The organism is Micromonospora sp. NPDC005413 (assembly GCF_040606435.1).
Lineage (GTDB): Bacteria > Actinomycetota > Actinomycetes > Mycobacteriales > Micromonosporaceae > Micromonospora.
In genome coordinates this window covers 242,042-259,438 of record NZ_JBEXEV010000003.1, presented here as the reverse complement: position 1 = coordinate 259,438, position 17,397 = coordinate 242,042, and the positions used below count along the sequence as shown (strand labels likewise).

At 72.8% G+C, this 17,397-nt stretch carries 15 protein-coding genes and 1 riboswitch; of the genes, 7 read left to right on the top strand and 8 right to left on the bottom strand.

Going from position 1 to position 17,397, the window contains the following annotated elements:
- Positions 1-71: 71 nt before the first annotated feature.
- Together ABZS37_RS06985 and ABZS37_RS06980 are read right to left on the bottom strand one after the other, a co-directional pair.
- The gene (locus tag ABZS37_RS06985) at positions 72-737 is read right to left on the bottom strand and encodes a response regulator transcription factor (protein ID WP_355166336.1); all 666 of its coding nucleotides are present in this window, start codon (positions 735-737) and stop codon (positions 72-74) included.
- Entirely contained in the window at positions 725-2,017 is a 1,293-nt protein-coding gene (locus ABZS37_RS06980; RefSeq protein WP_355166334.1) for a sensor domain-containing protein, read from the bottom strand. Before ABZS37_RS06980 ends, ABZS37_RS06985 begins: the two co-directional genes overlap by 13 nt.
- 192 nt (positions 2,018-2,209) lie before the next feature.
- Here ABZS37_RS06980 and ABZS37_RS06975 point away from each other — a divergent pair, with 192 nt between their 5' ends.
- From ABZS37_RS06975 to ABZS37_RS06955, 5 genes are all read left to right on the top strand, one after another.
- Positions 2,210-2,905 (top strand): SDR family oxidoreductase, encoded by a 696-nt coding sequence (locus ABZS37_RS06975; RefSeq protein WP_355166332.1) that lies wholly within the window; start codon positions 2,210-2,212, stop codon positions 2,903-2,905.
- The gene (locus ABZS37_RS06970; RefSeq protein ID WP_355166330.1) at positions 2,899-4,533 is read left to right on the top strand and encodes an MFS transporter; all 1,635 of its coding nucleotides are present in this window, start codon (positions 2,899-2,901) and stop codon (positions 4,531-4,533) included. The genes ABZS37_RS06975 and ABZS37_RS06970 overlap by 7 nt, the downstream gene beginning before the upstream one ends.
- A 67-nt stretch (positions 4,534-4,600) precedes the next feature.
- Positions 4,601-5,368: a TetR/AcrR family transcriptional regulator gene (locus ABZS37_RS06965; RefSeq protein WP_355166328.1), complete on the top strand. Its 768-nt coding sequence runs from the start codon at positions 4,601-4,603 to the stop codon at positions 5,366-5,368.
- A 226-nt stretch (positions 5,369-5,594) separates the two neighbouring features.
- Positions 5,595-5,990 carry a low temperature requirement protein A gene (locus ABZS37_RS06960; RefSeq protein WP_355166326.1) on the top strand — a complete coding sequence of 132 codons (396 nt, stop codon included), beginning with the start codon at positions 5,595-5,597 and terminating at the stop codon, positions 5,988-5,990.
- Positions 5,969-7,186 carry a hypothetical protein gene (locus tag ABZS37_RS06955; RefSeq protein WP_355166324.1) on the top strand — a complete coding sequence of 406 codons (1,218 nt, stop codon included), beginning with the start codon at positions 5,969-5,971 and terminating at the stop codon, positions 7,184-7,186. The genes ABZS37_RS06960 and ABZS37_RS06955 overlap by 22 nt, the downstream gene beginning before the upstream one ends.
- 40 nt (positions 7,187-7,226) lie before the next feature.
- Here the strand turns inward: ABZS37_RS06955 and ABZS37_RS06950 are convergent, their stop codons facing one another.
- From ABZS37_RS06950 to ABZS37_RS06940, 3 genes are all read right to left on the bottom strand, one after another.
- Positions 7,227-7,622, bottom strand: coding sequence for a hypothetical protein (locus tag ABZS37_RS06950; protein WP_355166322.1), 396 nt, complete (start codon positions 7,620-7,622; stop codon positions 7,227-7,229).
- Complete coding sequence (locus ABZS37_RS06945; RefSeq protein ID WP_355166320.1) at positions 7,619-8,068, bottom strand: hypothetical protein; 450 nt, start codon at positions 8,066-8,068, stop codon at positions 7,619-7,621. Before ABZS37_RS06945 ends, ABZS37_RS06950 begins: the two co-directional genes overlap by 4 nt.
- Before the next feature lie 373 nt (positions 8,069-8,441).
- The gene (locus ABZS37_RS06940; RefSeq protein WP_355166318.1) at positions 8,442-9,320 is read right to left on the bottom strand and encodes an alpha/beta hydrolase; all 879 of its coding nucleotides are present in this window, start codon (positions 9,318-9,320) and stop codon (positions 8,442-8,444) included.
- Between the two features lie 137 nt (positions 9,321-9,457).
- On the opposite strand from ABZS37_RS06940, the gene ABZS37_RS06935 reads away from it, so the two are divergent.
- Positions 9,458-12,820: a BTAD domain-containing putative transcriptional regulator gene (locus ABZS37_RS06935; RefSeq protein WP_355166316.1), complete on the top strand. Its 3,363-nt coding sequence runs from the start codon at positions 9,458-9,460 to the stop codon at positions 12,818-12,820.
- A gap of 110 nt (positions 12,821-12,930) precedes the next feature.
- Positions 12,931-14,505: a Na+/H+ antiporter gene (locus ABZS37_RS06930; RefSeq protein ID WP_355166314.1), complete on the top strand. Its 1,575-nt coding sequence runs from the start codon at positions 12,931-12,933 to the stop codon at positions 14,503-14,505.
- A gap of 28 nt (positions 14,506-14,533) precedes the next feature.
- Here ABZS37_RS06930 and ABZS37_RS06925 read toward each other — a convergent pair whose 3' ends face one another.
- Genes ABZS37_RS06925 through ABZS37_RS06915 form a run of 3 tightly spaced genes read right to left on the bottom strand, consistent with a single transcriptional unit; the run spans position 14,534 to position 16,989 of the window.
- Positions 14,534-15,280, bottom strand: a complete 747-nt coding sequence (locus ABZS37_RS06925; RefSeq protein ID WP_355166312.1) for an amino acid ABC transporter ATP-binding protein — start codon at positions 15,278-15,280, stop codon at positions 14,534-14,536.
- Positions 15,277-16,056: an amino acid ABC transporter permease gene (locus ABZS37_RS06920; protein ID WP_355166310.1), complete on the bottom strand. Its 780-nt coding sequence runs from the start codon at positions 16,054-16,056 to the stop codon at positions 15,277-15,279. Before ABZS37_RS06920 ends, ABZS37_RS06925 begins: the two co-directional genes overlap by 4 nt.
- A gap of 45 nt (positions 16,057-16,101) precedes the next feature.
- A complete protein-coding gene (locus ABZS37_RS06915) occupies positions 16,102-16,989 on the bottom strand; it encodes an ABC transporter substrate-binding protein (RefSeq protein ID WP_355166308.1) in 888 nt (295 codons plus the stop codon).
- Positions 16,990-17,264: 275 nt separating this feature from the next.
- Positions 17,265-17,376, bottom strand: a riboswitch (SAM riboswitch).
- Positions 17,377-17,397 lie beyond the last annotated feature (21 nt).

Sequence of the window (17,397 nt, the reverse complement as noted above, 5' to 3'; positions counted from 1 at the left end):
TGAGTGACGGCGGTACCGCTGAGGGGAATCTACGCCCCGGGCGGTCGTGCCCGATCTCGGCCCGGCGCTGGTCAGCTCGCCAGGTCGGCCCGCAGGTAGGTGAGCACCGCGAGCACCCGACGGTTGGTGTCGTCGCTGGGCGGCAGGTCGAGCTTCAGCAGGATGTTGCCGACGTGCTTGCCGACCGCCGCCTCGGTGACGTGCAGCCGGCCGGCGATCGAGGCGTTGGACCGGCCCTCCGCCAGCAGCGCCAGCACCTCGCGTTCCCGGGCCGAGAGTTTGGCCAGCGGGTCGCGCGGGCGGTGCAGCAGTTGCCGCACCACGTCCGGGTCGATGGCGGTGCCGCCGGCGGTGACCCGGCGCAGTGTGTCGACGAACTCGGTGACCTCGGCCACCCGGTCCTTGAGCAGGTAGCCCACCCGCTGGCCGTCGCCGCTGTCCAGCAGCGCCGCCGCGTACCCGGTCTGCACGTACTGGCTGAGCACGACGACCGGCAGGTGGGGCCGCTCGGCGCGCAATGCGACGGCCGCGCGCAGCCCGTCGTCGCGGCGGCCCGGCGGCATGCGGATGTCGGTCAGCACCAGGTCCGGTTGGTGTTCGCGGGCCGCGTCCAGCAACTCGGGCGCGGAGCCGACGGCGGCGCACACCATGAACTCGAAGCGGGTCAGCAGCGCGACCAGGCCCTCGCGCAGCAGCACCTCGTCCTCCGCGAGCACCACCCGGGTCAGCGACGGCACGGCAGCTCCACCCGGACCAGGGTAGGCCCGCCGGGCGGGCTGGCGAGCAACAGCCGGCCGTCCGCGGCGGCGACCCGGTCGGCGAGGCCGGTCAGACCGGTGCCCCGGCCCGGGTCGGCGCCGCCGTGGCCGTCGTCGGACACCTCGACGACGAGGTCCGCGCCGGCCCGGGTGAGGCGCACCTCGGCGCGGGTCGCCCTGGCGTGCCGGGCGACGTTGCCCAGAGCCTCGGACACCACGAAGTAGGCGGTGGTTTCGACGATCTCCGGCAACTCGCCGTCGGGATCGGCGTGCACGATGACCGGGATGGTGGCCGCGTCGGCCAGCTCGCGTACCGCGCCGGCCAGGCCGAGGTCGGTGAGACTCTGCGGCCGGATGCCGTGCACCAACTGCCGCAACATCACCATCAGACCCCGGGCCTGGTCGTGCGCGACGGCGAGGGGCCGGGCGGCGGGGGAGTCCTCGGGTACGTCCAGCCGGGCCAGGCCCAACTGAAGGGTGAGGCTGGTCAGCCGGGGTTGCGCGCCGTCGTGCAGGTCCCGCTCGATCCGGCGCCGTTCGGCCTCGTACGCGCCGACCAGTCGGCTCCGGGACCGGGCGACCTCGCGCAGCGCCGCCGCCTCCACCGGTCGGGCCAACACCCACCGGGCCACGGCGGCCTGGATGGCGGCGAGGAGCCCGGCCGCGTACCCGAGCACCGGGAGAAGCAGCACACCCACGACGGCGTACGGGATGGCCTCACCGGTGGAGTCCACCGTGCCCCAGAGCACGACGACCTCGTCGGCGTCGCCGGCCAGCCAGGGGCTGGCGATCAGCCCGAGATCGAGCAGCACCAGAAGCAGGAAGATCCAGTACGCGACCGGCGCGAACCCGCCCAGCCAGAACAGGTACGCCACCTCCCGCCAGGTGGCGGCCATGCGGTAGCGGGCGGCCAGGCCGGGCCATGGCGACGCGGGCAGCGGACGCCCGTCCACGAGCCTGAGCCGCCAACGCTCGACGGCGGCCACCGGGAAGCTCACGAGCGGGGCCAGCGCCAACAGGATGAGGCTGCCGGCTGCCAGGAACAGCATCAGGCTGATGGTCGGCGGTCGGCTGTGTAGCCGAACCGCGTTGACGGCGGCCAGCATGGGTGCGCCGATGACGAGCAGCCCGACGGCGAGCATGCCGGCGATCGGCACGGTGCTGATCAGATAGGCCACTGCACGCCAGGGCCAGGCGGAGATCAGCCAGTCGCGGCGGCGCAGCGCCTCGGCCAGGTGACGAGGGTGTTCCGGGGTCATGCCGAAAGACGCTAATCGGGGCAGCCGGGCCGCCCCAGCCGTCCAGAACCACTTCCGGGGTATGCCCAGCCCTACCGTGACCGTCCGGACGTTGGCGCTGATGGGGTGGAAATGGGTGTGGTGCGGCCGGAAACGGGAAGAACGCGCCGTCGCGCGGCCTGCGTGACCTGTGCTGGCGGCGGCTGGAGAGACATGGGTGTCAGAACCTTCGTGGTGGTCGGCGGGACCAGCGGGCTCGGCCTCGCGGTGGCCCGGCTGCTGGTCAACGAGCACCAGGTCGTGGTGTTCGGCAATGTGTCGGCCGAGGTTGCCGCAGCGACCGACGAGCTGGGTTGCGACGGGGTGCTCTGCGACATCTCTTCGTACGAGCAGGTCCGCGACGGGTTCGCCGAGGTGGTGGAGCGCTACGGCACGATCGACGGGGTGGCGGCCTGCGCGTCGATGTGGGCCGGCGGCGACCTGACGGACCTGCCGGTGGAGCACATCCGCCGGGCCGTGGAGATCAACGTTCTGGGCATCACGTACCTGCTGCGGGAGGCGGTGGAGCACCTGCACCGGCAGGGCCACGGGAACGTCGTGTACATCGGCGCGATGGCGCTGACGGCCCCCCGGCCCGGCATCCCCGTCTACCGGGCCACCAAGAGCTACGGCAACAGCCTGGTCGATTCGCTGGCCGAGGCCCAGCACAGCAACCGGGTCAAGGTGATGCAGCTCCATCCCGGGCCGATGCCGACACGCCTGCAGGAACGGGTCGGTGCCGAGTTCCTGGACGAGGTGTACGCCATGCCCGAACAGGTCGCCACCGAGGTCGTCCGGTTGCTGTTGCTCGAACCTGACGATCTCTACGTCTCCGGCGAGCGCGTGCTGCGCGCGGACGGGCGGTGGTGACGGCCGCAGCCGGACCCGACGACCGTCCGGCCTCGGCGTGGGCGCCGCTGCGGACCGCGGTCTACCGAAACCTGTGGCTGGCCCTGCTCGCCGCCAACATCGGGACCTGGATGCAGACGGTCGGCGCCCAGTGGCTGCTGATCCACCAATCCAACGCCTCCACCCTGGTCGCCCTGGTCCAGACCGCCAGCCTGCTGCCGGTGCTGCTGCTGGCGTTGCCCGCCGGGGTGCTGGCCGACAGCTTCGACCGTCGGCACCTGCTGATCGCCGTGCAGCTGTTCCTGGTGGCGGTGGCGGTGGCGTTGACACTGCTCACCCTGACCAACCGGATGCCCCCGGCGCTGCTGCTCACCCTCACCTTCGCGTTCGGGGTCGGGCAGGCGCTCACCCTGCCGGCCTGGGCGGCGGTGATCCCGGAGCTGGTGCCACAGGGTCAGCTGCGGTCGGCGTCCGCGCTCGGTTCGATCAGCGTCAACGTGGCGCGGGCGGTCGGGCCCGCGGTGGCCGGCGTGCTGATCGCCCGCACCGGCGTCGCCCCGGTGTTCGGCCTCAACGCCGTCGCTTTCCTGATCTTCGCGTACGCGTTGTGGCGCTGGCGGCCCGGCAATGCCCGCGCGGTCGAGGTGCCCGAGCGGTTCACCGCCGCGCTGCGCGCCGGTAGCCGCTACGTACGCCACTCGCCGATCGTGCGCCGGCTGTTGCGCCGTGCGCTGGTCTTCGTGGTCCCGGCCAGCGCGCTGTGGGCGTTGTTGCCGTTGGTGGCCAGCCGGCGGCTGGGGCTGGGCTCCGGCGGGTACGGGCTGCTGCTGGCCGCCCTCGGGGTGGGCGCCATCGTGGGTGGTGTGCTGCTGGCCGTGATCCGCACCCGCCTGTCGGCCAACCAGCTCCTGCTGATCGCCGGGGTGTTGTTCACCGTGGCGCTGGCCGTGGTCGGCACCGTACGGGTGGTGCCGCTGGTGCTCATCGCCCTGCTCCCCGCCGGGATGGCCTGGGTGACGGTGCTGGCCAACGTCAACGCCGAGATGCAGCTCTTCCTGCCCAGCTGGGTGCGGGCCCGGGGCCTGGCCGTCTATCAGGTGTGTTTCGCCGGCGGGCAGGCGGTCGGCGCGCTCCTGTGGGGGTTGGTGGCCGACACGGCCGGGCTGTTCGTCGCCTACCTCGCGGCGGCGGCGCTGATGCTGGTCGGCACCGTGACGAGTCGGATCTGGCCCCTGCCGGACCTGCGGTCGGTGAACCGCGAACCGGCGGCCTACTGGCCGCAACTGCACCTGGTGCACGAGCCGGACCCGGGGGTGGGGCCGGTGCTGGTGACGGTGCAGTACACCGTCCGCCCGGAGCGGACCCAGCCGTTCCTGGCGGCGATGGACCAGGTGCGCGGCGCCCGGCAGCGGACCGGCGCGATGCGCTGGGGGTTGTTCCGACCGGCCGAGACGACGGACCGGTTCGTCGAGGTGTACATGGTGCCGTCCTGGGGCGAGCACCTACGCCAGCACGGTGGCCGGTTGACGGGCGAGGACCGCGAGGCCGAGGAACGGGCCCGGGAGCTGACCGATGGCGAACCGGAGGTGCGGCACCTGATGCCCGCCGCCGCCGGCCCGGCGCTGTCCGACGACCGCGAAGCCCTCTGATCTCCGGGCGGCCCGCTGTGTACGCGCGGCGTACGGCGTACGCCCGCGTTGTTAGGATGGCCGCACCATGGCGAGTGAGCGCAAGGCGACCGCGGACCCGGCCCGCAGCCTGGCCATCCTCTGGCGCACCCGGGAGCCGACCAGCCGCAGCGCCGGGCCCGGGCTCAGTGTCGACCGGATCGTCCGGGCCGCGATCGAGATCGCCGACGCCGAGGGCCTCGACGCGTTGACCATGCGTCGGGTCGGTGAGGCGCTGGGTGTCGGCACCATGTCGGTCTACACCTACGTGCCGGGCAAGGCCGAACTCGTCAACGTCATGGTCGACACCGCGTACGGCGAGATGCCGCGCCCCGCCGTCGAGGGAGACTGGCGGGCCCGGCTGGAGCGGATCGCCCGCGACAACCTGGCGCTCTACCAGCGGCATCCCTGGATGCTGCGGGCCGAGACGACCCGACCGGTGCTCGGCCCGCACCTGGTGGCCAAGTACGACCACGAGCTCGGCGCGGTCGACGGCATCGGGCTCACCGACGTCGAGATGGACGCGGTGCTCACGCTCGTCCTCGGCCACGTGAAGAGCGCGGCGCGGGCCGCCTCCGAGGTGGTCGACCTGGAGCGCGAGACCGGCATGACCGACGGCCAGTGGTGGCAGTCGCACGCGCCCTGGCTGGCGACGTTCATGACGGCCGACAGCTACCCGACCGCCTCGCGGGTCGGCACCGCCGCCGGCCAGCAGCACGGTGCCGCGTACGGCCCGGAGTACGCCTTCGAGTTCGGCCTGCAACGCGTCCTCGACGGGATCTCGGTGGTTGTCGTCGAGCGGGCGTCCAGCGGGTAGCCGAACCGGTCAGGGCCCCGCGTCACCAGGGGCTCGCCCATCCCGGTCCTGCCATTGCCAGGAAAACCAGGAACCCGGCTGTCGCCCGTTCCCTGGGTGACAGTGTCTGGCGTAGGCGTGATCGAGAGATGGGACAGCCATGACTGAGCGAATCATGAACCCGTTCGGTTTCGCCTCGACCGCCTCCGTCGGCTGCGGCAGCTGAACGCCGGGAAGGGTGGCGATGGTGAGCTGGCTCTCCGGGCGGCTGCTGCAACGACGGGAGAACCCCCGCCGAGCGTCGTTCCTGGAGCTCTTCGTCGACCTGGCCTTCATCTTCGCGCTGACCCGGCTGTCCCAGGCGCTGCTCGACGACCCCAGCCTCAACGGCGGTTTCCAGGTGCTGCTGATGCTCTGGGTGATGTTCGGTGGCCTGCTGATGGCCGCGGCCGTGCCCACCGCGTTCGCCGAACACGCCATGGTGTTCGCCCTCGCCTACGTGGCCATCCACCTGGGCAGGGCGGCGCTGCTGGTCCCCGCCCTGCGGGGGCACCCGCTGCAACTGCGCACCGTGCGGGTGGCGGTCTGGTTCGCGATCTCCGGCGCGCCCTGCTCGGCCAGATGTCGCTGCTGGTGGCGCTGAGTGGGCAGGTGCTGTGGCACCACGGCCGAGGAGAACGCCGTGAGGCGCTGCCGCGGGGATTGGGCGCGGCGGTGGTCGCGGCCTTCGCGGTCGGCCTGGGCGGCGCGTTCTCCGCCAACCTCGTCTATCAGAGCGGGCACCTGCTTGGGGGCTACCGCGGTGACGGTGGGCCGCCGCTGGCGTACCAGTGGTCGATCCTGGCGTTCTTTCTGCACGTGACCGCGGGGGTGGTGCTCTGCGGCGCGTTGACCCTCCTGTCGCGGCGACGTCGGTGGCGCGTGGCGGCGGCTATCACCGCCCGCGACTTCCCGGCGGTGACGCCCGAGAACGCTGGGCGGCTGCGGCGGGTGACGAAAGCCGTCGCCCGGGCGCGGTTCGCCGAGTGGCTGGGACTGCTCGCCGTCACGTACGCGGCGCTCGCGGCGCTCGGCCTGGCCACAAGCCTGCTGAGGCTGTTCGAGCTGGCACCGGATGAGCTGCCGTGGCGGCTTCTCGGGCTTCCGGCCAGGGCCGTCGGGATGGGGCTCGCGGCGGGCAGTTACCTCATCTCCGCGGTGGTCCTGGCCCTGCTCCTGGGTGGAGTGTTCGCCTACCGCACGGCGTGGTTCCGCCGGCACGTCGGCATTCTGTGGGACCTGGGCACCTTCTGGCCCCGGGCCGCACACCCGTTCGCACCCCCGAGCTATGCCGACCGCGCGGTGCCGGAACTGGCCGACCGGATCACCCATCTGACCGAGCGACACCGCGGGGTGCTGCTCTGTGGGCACAGCCACGGCTCGGTGCTGCTGGCCCTCGCGGTGCTGCGGCTGCCCCCGCGGGTACGCCAGCGCGTCGCGCTGCTCACCTACGGGTCGCCGCTGGACCGCCTGTACGCCCGGCTCTTTCCGGCCCAACTCAACGAGAACGTGCTGCGCGAGGTGGGGGAGCGGGTCGAGTGGCGGTGGCTCAACCTGTGGCGGGAAACCGACCCTGTCGGTGGTTGGATCTTCGCCGCGCACCGGCCCGGTGATCCGCCCCCGGATCCTGCCGATCCGGCTGGCCGGGTCGACCGGCGGTTGCGGGACCCACGGGACCTGCTGCCTGTGCCGGGGGAGCGCCGTCCGCCGCCGCTGCGGGGGCACCATCCGGGCGAGTCCGACCCCGAGTTCCGGGCGGCGGTGAGTGAGCTCGTTGGACGCCTGCGTGGTTCTGACTGAGCGCCCCGGCTCTCCGGCCGACGGGTGGGGACGGCACCGGTCAACGCGCCTCGGGCGACCGGTCGCTCTCCGCCACCGTCGCTCGGACCTTACGCAGGGTGGCGTCGGGCGCGCGGATAGCGGCACGCCACCGGTCCAGCGTCCGGGTGAGCACCCCGACCACGAACTGCAACTGGTTGACCTGCTCGCGGAGCAAGCCCAGCTCGGATCGTGCGTTCAGCGCCTCGCCCTCCAGCTGGGTGATCCGGGTCTGCAATGGCTGCACCAGGGTGAGGGCGGCCTCGGTGAGGGTGTCTGCGGCGTCGGCCTTGAACTTGCCCCGCTGCGACACCACGGTGGCGATCGCGGCCAGGCCGGTGCCTCCGCCGAGGATGCCGAGCACGCTGAGCGCCACCTGCACCCAGGGCGGTGCGGCGGGCGTCGGGGAGGTATTCACGTGACACTTCCCTGTAGCTGTTCGTAGCTCACGCATTCGCAGGCCCGGGCCAGGCGGTGCAGGTCGACGGCGATCTCCCCGGCCCGCCAGAGCGATCCGACCGTCACCGCGACGACGAATGACGCCGTGGCGAAGGATTGTCGGCCCGACATGGCCATGAGGGCCACCGCGTACATGCCGGTGATCGTGCCGAGCACCAGGACCGACGCGAGTTCGACGCCGAGCCCGGTGGAGAGACGGCCGGGCCACAGGATGCCCAGCAGCCCGCCCACGCCCACCGCGATCAGACCCACCTCCCAGGCGATCTGGATGGGCACGGGCATGGCCGTCTGGACGGTGGTCGGCCGGACATCGAGGGTCGCCATCAGAATGCCGCAGACGGGTGCCGCAGCCAGGACTGCCACCTCGTACGGCTGGCGCTGGGATCGGAAACGCAGGTGCCCCACGGTGACTCCTTGGTCGAGGACCGTCATCCAGCAGCGGCCGGTGGGCCGGTGCCGTTCGGTGGGTTGCGACCGTGGTGCGGCGGTCCGTGTGGCGAAGCCCGATGGTGCGTTGCGGGATGGTGGGTCGTTGGTCGAGGAGGTGAAGCGACTCGCCGTCGTTGGCTGGCCGATATCTGCCTGTGTAGCACCGATGACCGGTTGGCGTCCACCTGGTGTAACGTCGCGTTTCCGCAGGTCAGAGCCATTGCTGGACGATCGGCGTGCGGTGGGTGGGACGGAGAGCGGCGACCCGGCAGCACCGTGACCGCCCCGTGACACTAAGTGTCTTGTATCTTACCCACGGTGACACTGGTGCGACCGGGTCGCCGATCGATCAACGGGCGAGCAGGGCGCGCACCGCCCGGACCACCTCGGCCGGTGACTCCTCGGCCATGAAGTGCCCGCAGGTGACCGTCTGGTGCGTCAGGTCCGGCGCCCACGACCGCCACAGCCCGGCCGCGTCGTAGCCGAGCGCCGCGCCCCAGTCCTGCTGGAGCACGGTCACCGGCATCGTCAGCTGGCGACCGGCCGCCCGGTCTGCGGTGTCGTGGGCGACGTCGATCCCGGCCGACGCCCGATAGTCGGCGATGATCGAGGTGACCGCGTTCCGGGACGTGCGCAGGTACGCGGCCCGCACGTCCGCCGGCAGCGCCTCCGGATCGCGGGTCCACACGTCCAGGAAATGGCCGAAGAAGGCGTCCGGGCTGCCGCCGATCAGCACTTCGGGCAGGCCGGGCGGCTGCGCCATCAGGTACAGGTGAAAGGCGACCGCGGCGGTGGTGCCGTGCAGCACGTCCCACATGTCCAGGGTCGGCAGCACGTCGAGCAGGGCGAGCTGGGTGATCGCCGCCGGATGGTCGAGACCGGCGCGGAACGCCACCAGGGCGCCCCGGTCGTGTCCGGCGAGGGCGAACCGTTCGTGGCCGAGCGCGCCGGCCAGCGCCACGATGTCGGCGGCCATGGTGCGCTTGGCGTACCCGTTGCCGTCGGTGTCGAGGGGCTTGTCGCTGTCGCCGTAGCCGCGAAGGTCGGGGCAGATGACGGTGTGGTCGGCGGCCAGGTCGGCCGCGACGTGCCGCCACATGAGATGGGTCTGCGGAAAGCCGTGCAGCAGCACGATCGCCGGCCCGGAACCGCCCACGGCGGCGTTGAGCGTGACACCGTCGGCGACGGTGACGCGCCGGTAGTCGAATCCGTTGATCCTGGGGTCCACGGGGAACCTTCCTGGTGAGCAGTGCCGGCTGGGGCGGTGGCCCTTCGCCGTCGTACGTCGTCGAGCCTGCCCGGCGGTGATCAGCGGACGGTCAGCGTCGAATGAGTGCGGGCCGGCCGAGCGCCTAGATTGGTGCCATGACCAGGCAGCCGACGGCACCTGTCGCGGTGGCGTTCGGCGTGCTCGGGCCGGTGACCGCGGCGACCGAGCGTGGCCCGGTCGCGCTCAGGGGGCACCGGCAGCGCCTGGTGCTGGCCCGGTTGTTGATCGCCCACGGTCGGGTGGTGCCGGTGGATCGTCTCGTCGACGACCTGTGGGAGGTCGCGCCGGGCGGCGCGGTGGGCGCGATCCGGACCTTCGTCGCCGACCTGCGCCGGGCCCTGGAACCTGATCGACCGCCCCGGCAGCCGCCCCGGATCCTGGTCACCGAGCCACCCGGGTACGTGCTGCGGGTCGCCCCGGCCGCGGTGGACGCCGGTCAGTTCGAGGCGGCCGTCGGCGAAACGAGCCGGCTGTTGGCGGCGGGACGCCCAGCGCCGGCCCTGGACGCGCTGGACGCGGCACTCGGGCTCTGGCGTGGGCCCGCGTACGCCGACTGCGCGAACGAGGCCTGGGCGGTCGCGGAGATCAACCGACTGGACGAGCTGCGGATGCTCGCGGTCGAGCGGCGGGCGGAGGCGCTGCTGGCGTTGGGCCGGCCGGACGAGGCCGCGGCCGACCTGCCGGCCCACCTGGCCAGCTATCCGCTGCGCGAGGACGCCTGGCGGCTGCTCGCGGTGGCCCGGTACCGCGCCGGCCGGCAGGGCGACGCGCTGGCCGCGTTGCGCGAGGCCCGGGACGTCCTGGTAACCGAGTTGGGCGTGGACCCGGGGCCCGAGCTGCGGCGGTTGGAGGCCGACATCCTGGCCCAGGCGCCGCACCTCACCCCGCCGCTCGAAGGCACCGCCGCGCCCAGCCCTGCGGGATTGGTGCGACCCCTCGAGTCGGGCCCGGAGCGGCGTTCTACGGCCCGGCCCGATCCGGCGCGGGAGCGTCCGTTCGTCGGCCGCGATGCGGAACTGGACCGGCTGCGGTGGGCCGCCGAGGCCGCCTCTCAACGCCGCCAGCCCACCCTCGCGCTGCTCAGCGGTGACCCGGGCGCCGGGAAGACCGCGCTGGCCGAGACGTTGACCCAGTGGCTCGCCGCCGAGGGCTGGACCACGGCGTGGGGACGCAGCCCGGAGTACGAGGGCGCGCCGGCTGCCTGGCCGTGGAGTCAGGTCACCGACGCGCTCACCGGGCCGGCCGACGTCGTCGAGGCCGTCGGGCCGGCTGACGGCTCGGGTGACCCCGCCGTCACACGGTTCCGCCGGCACCGTGCCGTGGCGTCGCTGGTCTCGGCGGTCGCCGACCGGGGGCCGGTGCTCCTGGTCCTCGACGACCTGCACCGCGCCGACGGTGACACCCTGGACCTGCTGACCGCCCTGCTCACCGGCCCGCAGCCGGCCACCGGGCCGGTGCTGATCCTCGGCACCTACCGGGCCACCGAGATCAGCTCGGAGCTGACCGCCGCCCTGGCCCGCGCCGCCGGGCTGGAGCCGGTCCGGGAGTATCTCGCCGGCCTGTCCGCGTCCGCGACGGGCGAGTTGGCCCGCGCCGTCGTCGGGGCGCCGCTGGACCGGGACACCGCCCAGTTGATCCACCACCGCAGCGGCGGCAACCCGTTCTTCGTCCGCGAGCTGGCCCAGTTGTACGCGGGCGAGGGAGAGGCGGCACTGGCCGCGGTGCCGCCCGGGGTGCGTGACGTGATCCGGCACCGGTTGGCGCAGTTGTCCGCGCCGACCCGTACCGTGCTGCGGCAGGCAGCCGTGCTCGGCCGGGACCTCGACCCGGAGGTGCTCAGCACGCTGGCCGGTGACCCGTCGGTGGTGCTGGACGCCGTGGACCGCGCCCTGCAGGCCGGCTTCCTCACCGAGCGGGAGACCGACGGGCGGCTGCGCTTCACCCACATCCTGGTCCGCGACACGCTCTACGCCGACCTGTCCGCGCCGCGCCGCGCCGCCTGGCACGCGGCCGTCGCCGAGGTGCTGCGACAACGGGATCCCATCGAACCCGCTGCCCTCGCGCACCACCTGCTCCGCGCAGGTGGACCGGTCGCTGCCGGTCGCGCTGCGGCGTACGCCCGCACAGCCGCAGATCAGGCCGAACGGGGTGGTAACCCGCACGAGGCGGCCCGCCTGTGGGGGCAGGCGATCGACGCGTACGACCGCGCCGAGGGGGTCGAGCAGCGCGAGCGGTTGACCGCGTTGCTCGGCCTGGGGCGTGCGCTGGCCGTGACGGGCCGGCTGGCTGAGGCGCGGCGGCGGCGAGCCGAGGCGATCGGCGCCGCCGAGTCCGCCGGCGACCCCCGGCTGATCGAGGAGGTGCTGGCCGGCTTCGACGTGCCGGCCATCTGGACGCGCAACGACGACGACCTGCTCTCCGAGCGGATCGTTCGAGCCGCCGAGCATGCCCTGACCGCTCTCGGCTCGACCGGCTCCGCGCAGCGCAGCCGGCTGCTGAGCACCCTCGCGCTGGAGCTGCGCGGCACCACCACCGACCGTGGCCGCCGTGCGGCGGACGAGGCCGAGACGATCGCCCGGACCATCGGCGACCCGGGGCTGCTGGCCTTCGCGCTCAACGCCCGCTTCATGCACGCCTTCCACCACGTCGGTCTGGCCGCTGCACGGGCCCGGATCGGCGCCGAACTGGTCGACCTGGCCGCCCGGCACCAGTTGGTGACCTTCGAGGTGCTCGGCCACCTCGTCCTGGTGCAGGCACACTGCGCGCTGGCCGACCGGCCCGGCGCCGATGCGCACGCCCGCGCCGCCGACCGCCTCGCCGAACGGTACGAGCTGCCGCTGGTCGGCGTCTTCACCCGGTGGTACGCCGCACTGCGCCTGGCGCTGGACGGCGAGTCGGCCGGGGCGGCGGACGCGTACCGGACGGCTGCCGACCGGCTGACCGCCGACAGCATGCCGGGCCTGACCCGCGGGCTGCTCCCGCTCGCCCTGCTCGGTCTGCGCCTGGCCGAGGCCGTCGGCGGCGACCAGCCCGGCGGTGCGGACCGGCCGATCCCCGGGCCCGGCGGGGCGGACTGGGCGGCCCTGGACTGGGGTCCGCACGAGCCGTGGGTCCGGCCGCTGCTGCTCCTCGCCGACAACGACCGGGACGCTGCCGCAGCCGCCCTGCGGACTCTTCCGGACGGGCCGCACGATCTGCTGCGGGAGGCGCGGCTCTGCCTCGTCGGCCGGGCGGCGCGCGCCCTCGGCGACCGGGTCACGATGGAACGGGTCTACGCCGGGCTGCTGCCGGCCGCCGATGAACTGGCCGCCGGCAGCGGGGTGCTCACCGTTGGCCCGGTGGCCGGGCACCTCGCCGACCTGGCCGACGCGCTGGGCCGCGACGAGGAAGCGGCCGGGCACCGCCGTGCGGCCCGCGCGGTCACCGCCCGGGCCCGCGCCGCAGCTTCCTCGCCCTGACCGCTGCCCACGGCGACTTGCCGGTTTCTGTCGGAACCGACCGGCGGGTGCGGTCAGATGGGACCACCGGTGTGCATGTCACCGTCGGCGGACGATCGAGGGGGTACGCCGTGGAGGGGCTCGTCCTGATCGTGGTGCTGGGCGTCACCGTCCTGGTCGGCACCACCCTCGGCGGTCGGTACCGGGTCGCCCCGCCGGTCCTGCTCATCGCGTTCGGGGTGCTGCTCGGGCTGACGCCGCCGCTGTCCGACCTGACCCTGGAACCGGACCTGGTGCTGCTGATCTTCCTGCCGGCGATCCTGTATCGGGAGAGCCTCACCATCAGCCTGCGCGAGATCCGGGCCAACCTGCCGGTGATCGGCCTGCTCGCCGTGGTGTTGGTGGTGCTCACCATGGTCACGGTGTCGTTCACCGCGCAGGCGTTCGGTGTGAACCCCGCCGCCGCCTGGGTGCTCGGCGCGGTCCTCGCGCCGACTGACGCTGCCGCGGTCACCGGCCTCGCCAAACGGCTGCCCCGGAAGCTCCTCACCACCCTGCACGCCGAGAGCTTGATCAACGACGGTACGGCCCTGGTGGTCTTCGCGGTGGCCGTTGGCCTGCTCACCGGGAGTGCGGAGCCGGGCGTGCTGGGCATCGGCGAGGAGTTTGTCGGAGCCAGCGTCGGCGGCGTGCTCGCCGGCCTGCTGGTGGGGGGCGCCGTGGTGCTGATCCGCAAGCGGCTCGACGATCCGCTGCGCGAGGGCGCGCTGAGTGTGCTGACGCCGTTCGGCGCCTTCCTGCTCGCCGACTCGGTGCACGCCAGCGGTGTGCTGGCGGTGGTGGTCGCCGGCCTGGTGCTGGCCTACGCCGGCCCACGGGTGATCCGCGCCCGGTCCCGGGTTCTGGCGTACGCGTTCTGGGACCTGTCCACGTTTCTGATCAACGGCGGGCTGTTCGTTCTGCTCGGTACGCAGATACCCCGGGCGGTGCGGGGCGTCACCAGCACCTCGCCGCAGCGGGCTCTGGTGATCGTGCTGGTGGTCACCCTGGTCGTCATCGCCACTCGGCTGCTCTTCATCTACCTGACCGCGGAATCGGCGAGGCTGCGGCGCCGCCGGATGGTGGACGACGGCGGAGGTCCCTCGATCTGGCGGGTGGGAACGGTCGCCGGCTGGTCTGGCTTCCGGGGGGCCGTGTCGCTCGCCGCCGCCCTGGCCGTCCCGACGGTGACGGTCGCCGGTCGACCGGTGGTCGAACGCGATCTGATCATCTTCGTCACCGCGCTGGTGATCGTTCTGATCATGCTCATCCAGGGCACCACCCTGCCGCTGGTCGTGCGCTGGGCAGGGCTGGTCGGCGACCCGGAACGCAGCGACGAGACCCGGCAGGCCCGGCGGCGGGCCACCGAGGCGGGCCTGGCCGTTCTGCCCCAGGTCGCCGCCGAGATCGGTGCCCAGGAGGAGTCGGTGCGTCGGCTGCGAGCCGAATACCAGAGGCACCTGGAGGACGTCAACGAGAGCAGCGGGTGTACCGGCGAGGAACGCCGCCTGGAACGCCAACTGCGCCTCAGGGTCCTCGCCCACAAACGGCGCGAGGTCACCCGCCTGCGGGACAACCGGGAGATCGACGACCTCGTGCTGCAAGAGCTCCAGGAAGCTCTGGACAACGAGGAGATCCGGCTGCTGGGACGCGGGCCCAACGAATGATCGCCAGCGGCCTTCCTGCCGGCGCGGCTCAGAGCACCTGGGCGAGGAACCGGCGAAGCCGAGGGTGCTCGGCCCGTTCGAAGATCGCCTCGGGCGGCCCAGCCTCCAGCACCACGCCACGGTCCATGAAGGCAACGGTGTCGGCGACCTGCCGGGCGAAGCCCATCTCGTGGGTGACCACCACCATGGTCATGCCTGCCGCGGACAGGTCGGCCATCACCCCGAGGACGCCCTTGACCAGCTCCGGGTCGAGCGCCGAGGTCGCCTCGTCGAAGAGCATCACCTCGGGCCGCAGCGCCAGCGCCCGGGCGATCGCCACCCGCTGCTGCTGACCGCCGGAGAGCTGCGCGGGCCGGGAGTCGGCCTTTCCGGCCAGCCCCACCAGCTCCAGTTGGGCACGGGCGACGGACTCCGCCTCGTCCTCGCCGAGCTTGCGGAGTCGGCGCAGCGCGAGGGTGACGTTGCGCAGCACGCTCATGTGGGGGAAGAGGTTGAACTGCTGGAAGACCATTCCCACCCGCTGCCGCAGCGCGTCCGGGTCGTCGCCCAGCACGCTGCGCCCGTCCAGCAGCACGTCGCCGCGGTCCGGCTCGATCAGCCGGTTGATGGTGCGCAGGAGGGTGGACTTGCCCGACCCGGACGGGCCGATCACGCAGGCCGTCGCACCGCGCGGCACGGTGAGGTCGACGCCGCGCAGCACCCGGTTCGGCCCGAAGGCGAGGTGCACGTCGCGGACGTCGAGGCTGACCGAGGTGGTCGTGCCGGTGGTCGTCATCGGTTCCCTTCCGTCGCGGCGGGCAGCGCCGGCGCGGTGTCGTCGTCGTCCTCGTCGGCCGGTGCGGCGGTGGGCCGACCGTGGCGCAGCCGCCGGTCGATCCAGTTGACGACGTGCGTCAGCGGCACGGTCAGCGCCAGGTAGAAGAGCCCGGCCAGCAGCAGCGCGGACTCGTTGCCGGTGGTGGCCGCGTAGTCCTGCCCGATCCGGAACAGCTCCCGCTGGCTGGCCACCAGGCCGAGGAAGTAGACCAGGCTGGAGTCCTTGATCAGCGCGATGAGCTGGTTCACCCAGGCCGGCAGCACCCGCCGGATGCCCTGCGGAATGATCACCAGCCGCATCGCGTCGGCCCAGGAGAAGCCGAGAGCGCGAGCTCCCTCCAACTGGGCGGCCTCCACCGACTGGATGCCGGAGCGGAAGATCTCCCCGATGTACGCCGCCGCGATGAGCGACAGCGCCAGGATCCCCAGCGGGTAGGGGTCCGGTCCCCAGACCCGCATGCCCAGTGGGGCCAGCCCGACGCCGATCAGCAGGATCGTCGCCGCGGCCGGTAGCCCCCGGAACACGTCGGTGTAGACCCGCGCCGGCCAGCGCAGCCACCGGCTGCGGGAGATGCCGGCGACGGCGAGCAGCAGGCCCAGCACCGAGCCGAGCAGGGCGGCGGAGACCGCCAGGATCAGCGTGTTGGGCAACCCGACGGTCAGCATCTCGGGCAGCGCCTCGCGCATCGCGTCCCAGTCGAAGAAGGTCTCCCACATGGTGCTCAACGGATCCATCGGTCGCCTCTCCTACCGCCCTGCTCGCTCGTCACCGGGTACGTCTCAGGACGCGGTCGACGCGGACGCCGACGGCACAGTCGACGCGGACGCCGACGGCACGGCCACCGTGCCGCTGCCCGGCTTGAAGTCCTCCGGGACCGGCCGGCCCGGGTAGTACTGCGCCTGCAACCGGCTCCAGGTGCCGTCCGCGATGACCTCGTCGAGACCCTTGTTCAGCGCCTCCCGCAGCTTGTCGCTGCCCTTGGCGACGGCGTACGCGGTCGGTGCCGGGCTGAGCTGCTTGGCCGCCACGGTGATCTTGCCCTTGCTGTCGGCGGCCGACTTCTCGCCGATCTCCGCCGGAGCGATCCACGCGTCGGCCGTGCCGGCCTTGAGCTGGTTGATCGCGCCGTTGTAGTCCGGCACCCGCACCGGGTCGAGCTGCTTGCCCGTGGCGTAGTCGTCCTGGACGGTGCCCTGGACCACCACGACCCGCTTGCCGGCGAGCTGGTCGAAGCCGGTGATCGGCGAGCCGGCCGGGACGTCCAGGCCGAAGTAGCCGAAGTCGTAGCCGTTGCCGAAGTCGACGGTCTTCTTCCGCGCCTCCGTGATGGTGATCGAGGAGCTGCCAACGTCGAACTTGCGGTTGTTGACCTGGGAGAGCAGCGCGGAGAAGTCGGTGCCGACGAACTCGACCTTCAGGCCGAGCTTCCCGGCCACCGCGGTCAGCAGGTCGTTGTCGAAGCCGGTGAACGTGCCGTCCTTGAGGTACACGTTCGGCGGTGCGTCGGTCAGCGTGCCGGCGCGCAGCACGCCCGGCTGGGCCAGGCCGTACGGGTTGGCGGTGGTGTCGGACGAGCTGTCCCCGCCGCAGGCGGTGAGCGCGGTGGCGGCCAGGATCGTGGCCGCGCCCAGGGCAGCGGCGCGGGTCAGGGCAGGAAGGAATCGCACGGGTGTCTCCGAAAGGGTTGCGTCTCGGCGCGCACGGGCGTGCGCCGCCGACGGTGCGCCCGATGGGCGTACCGCTGGGGAGGTTTCGGGAAGAGGGGTGCGCTAGTGCGCGGTGCCGCGACGACAGGCGGCGCTGCACATTCGCATCATGTCCACGTGCCGTCGCCGGGTCAGTGCGGGCGAAGGCCAACCGGCGGGGAGTTCCGCGACGTCGGTCGGTGGGGCGGTGCTGAGGATGCGCATGGCTCTCCCGGGTCTGTGCTGACCTGGGTGCCAGGCCACGCTTGCACCGACGTCGTGCCGGTGCCTGGTCTTCACCCGGGGCACCCCACCGCGGAGGAGGGTTGCCGGCCAGCGAGCCGGGGCTTTGCGCTGGCACTCATGACCTGCGCCGAGACTAGCAGCAGA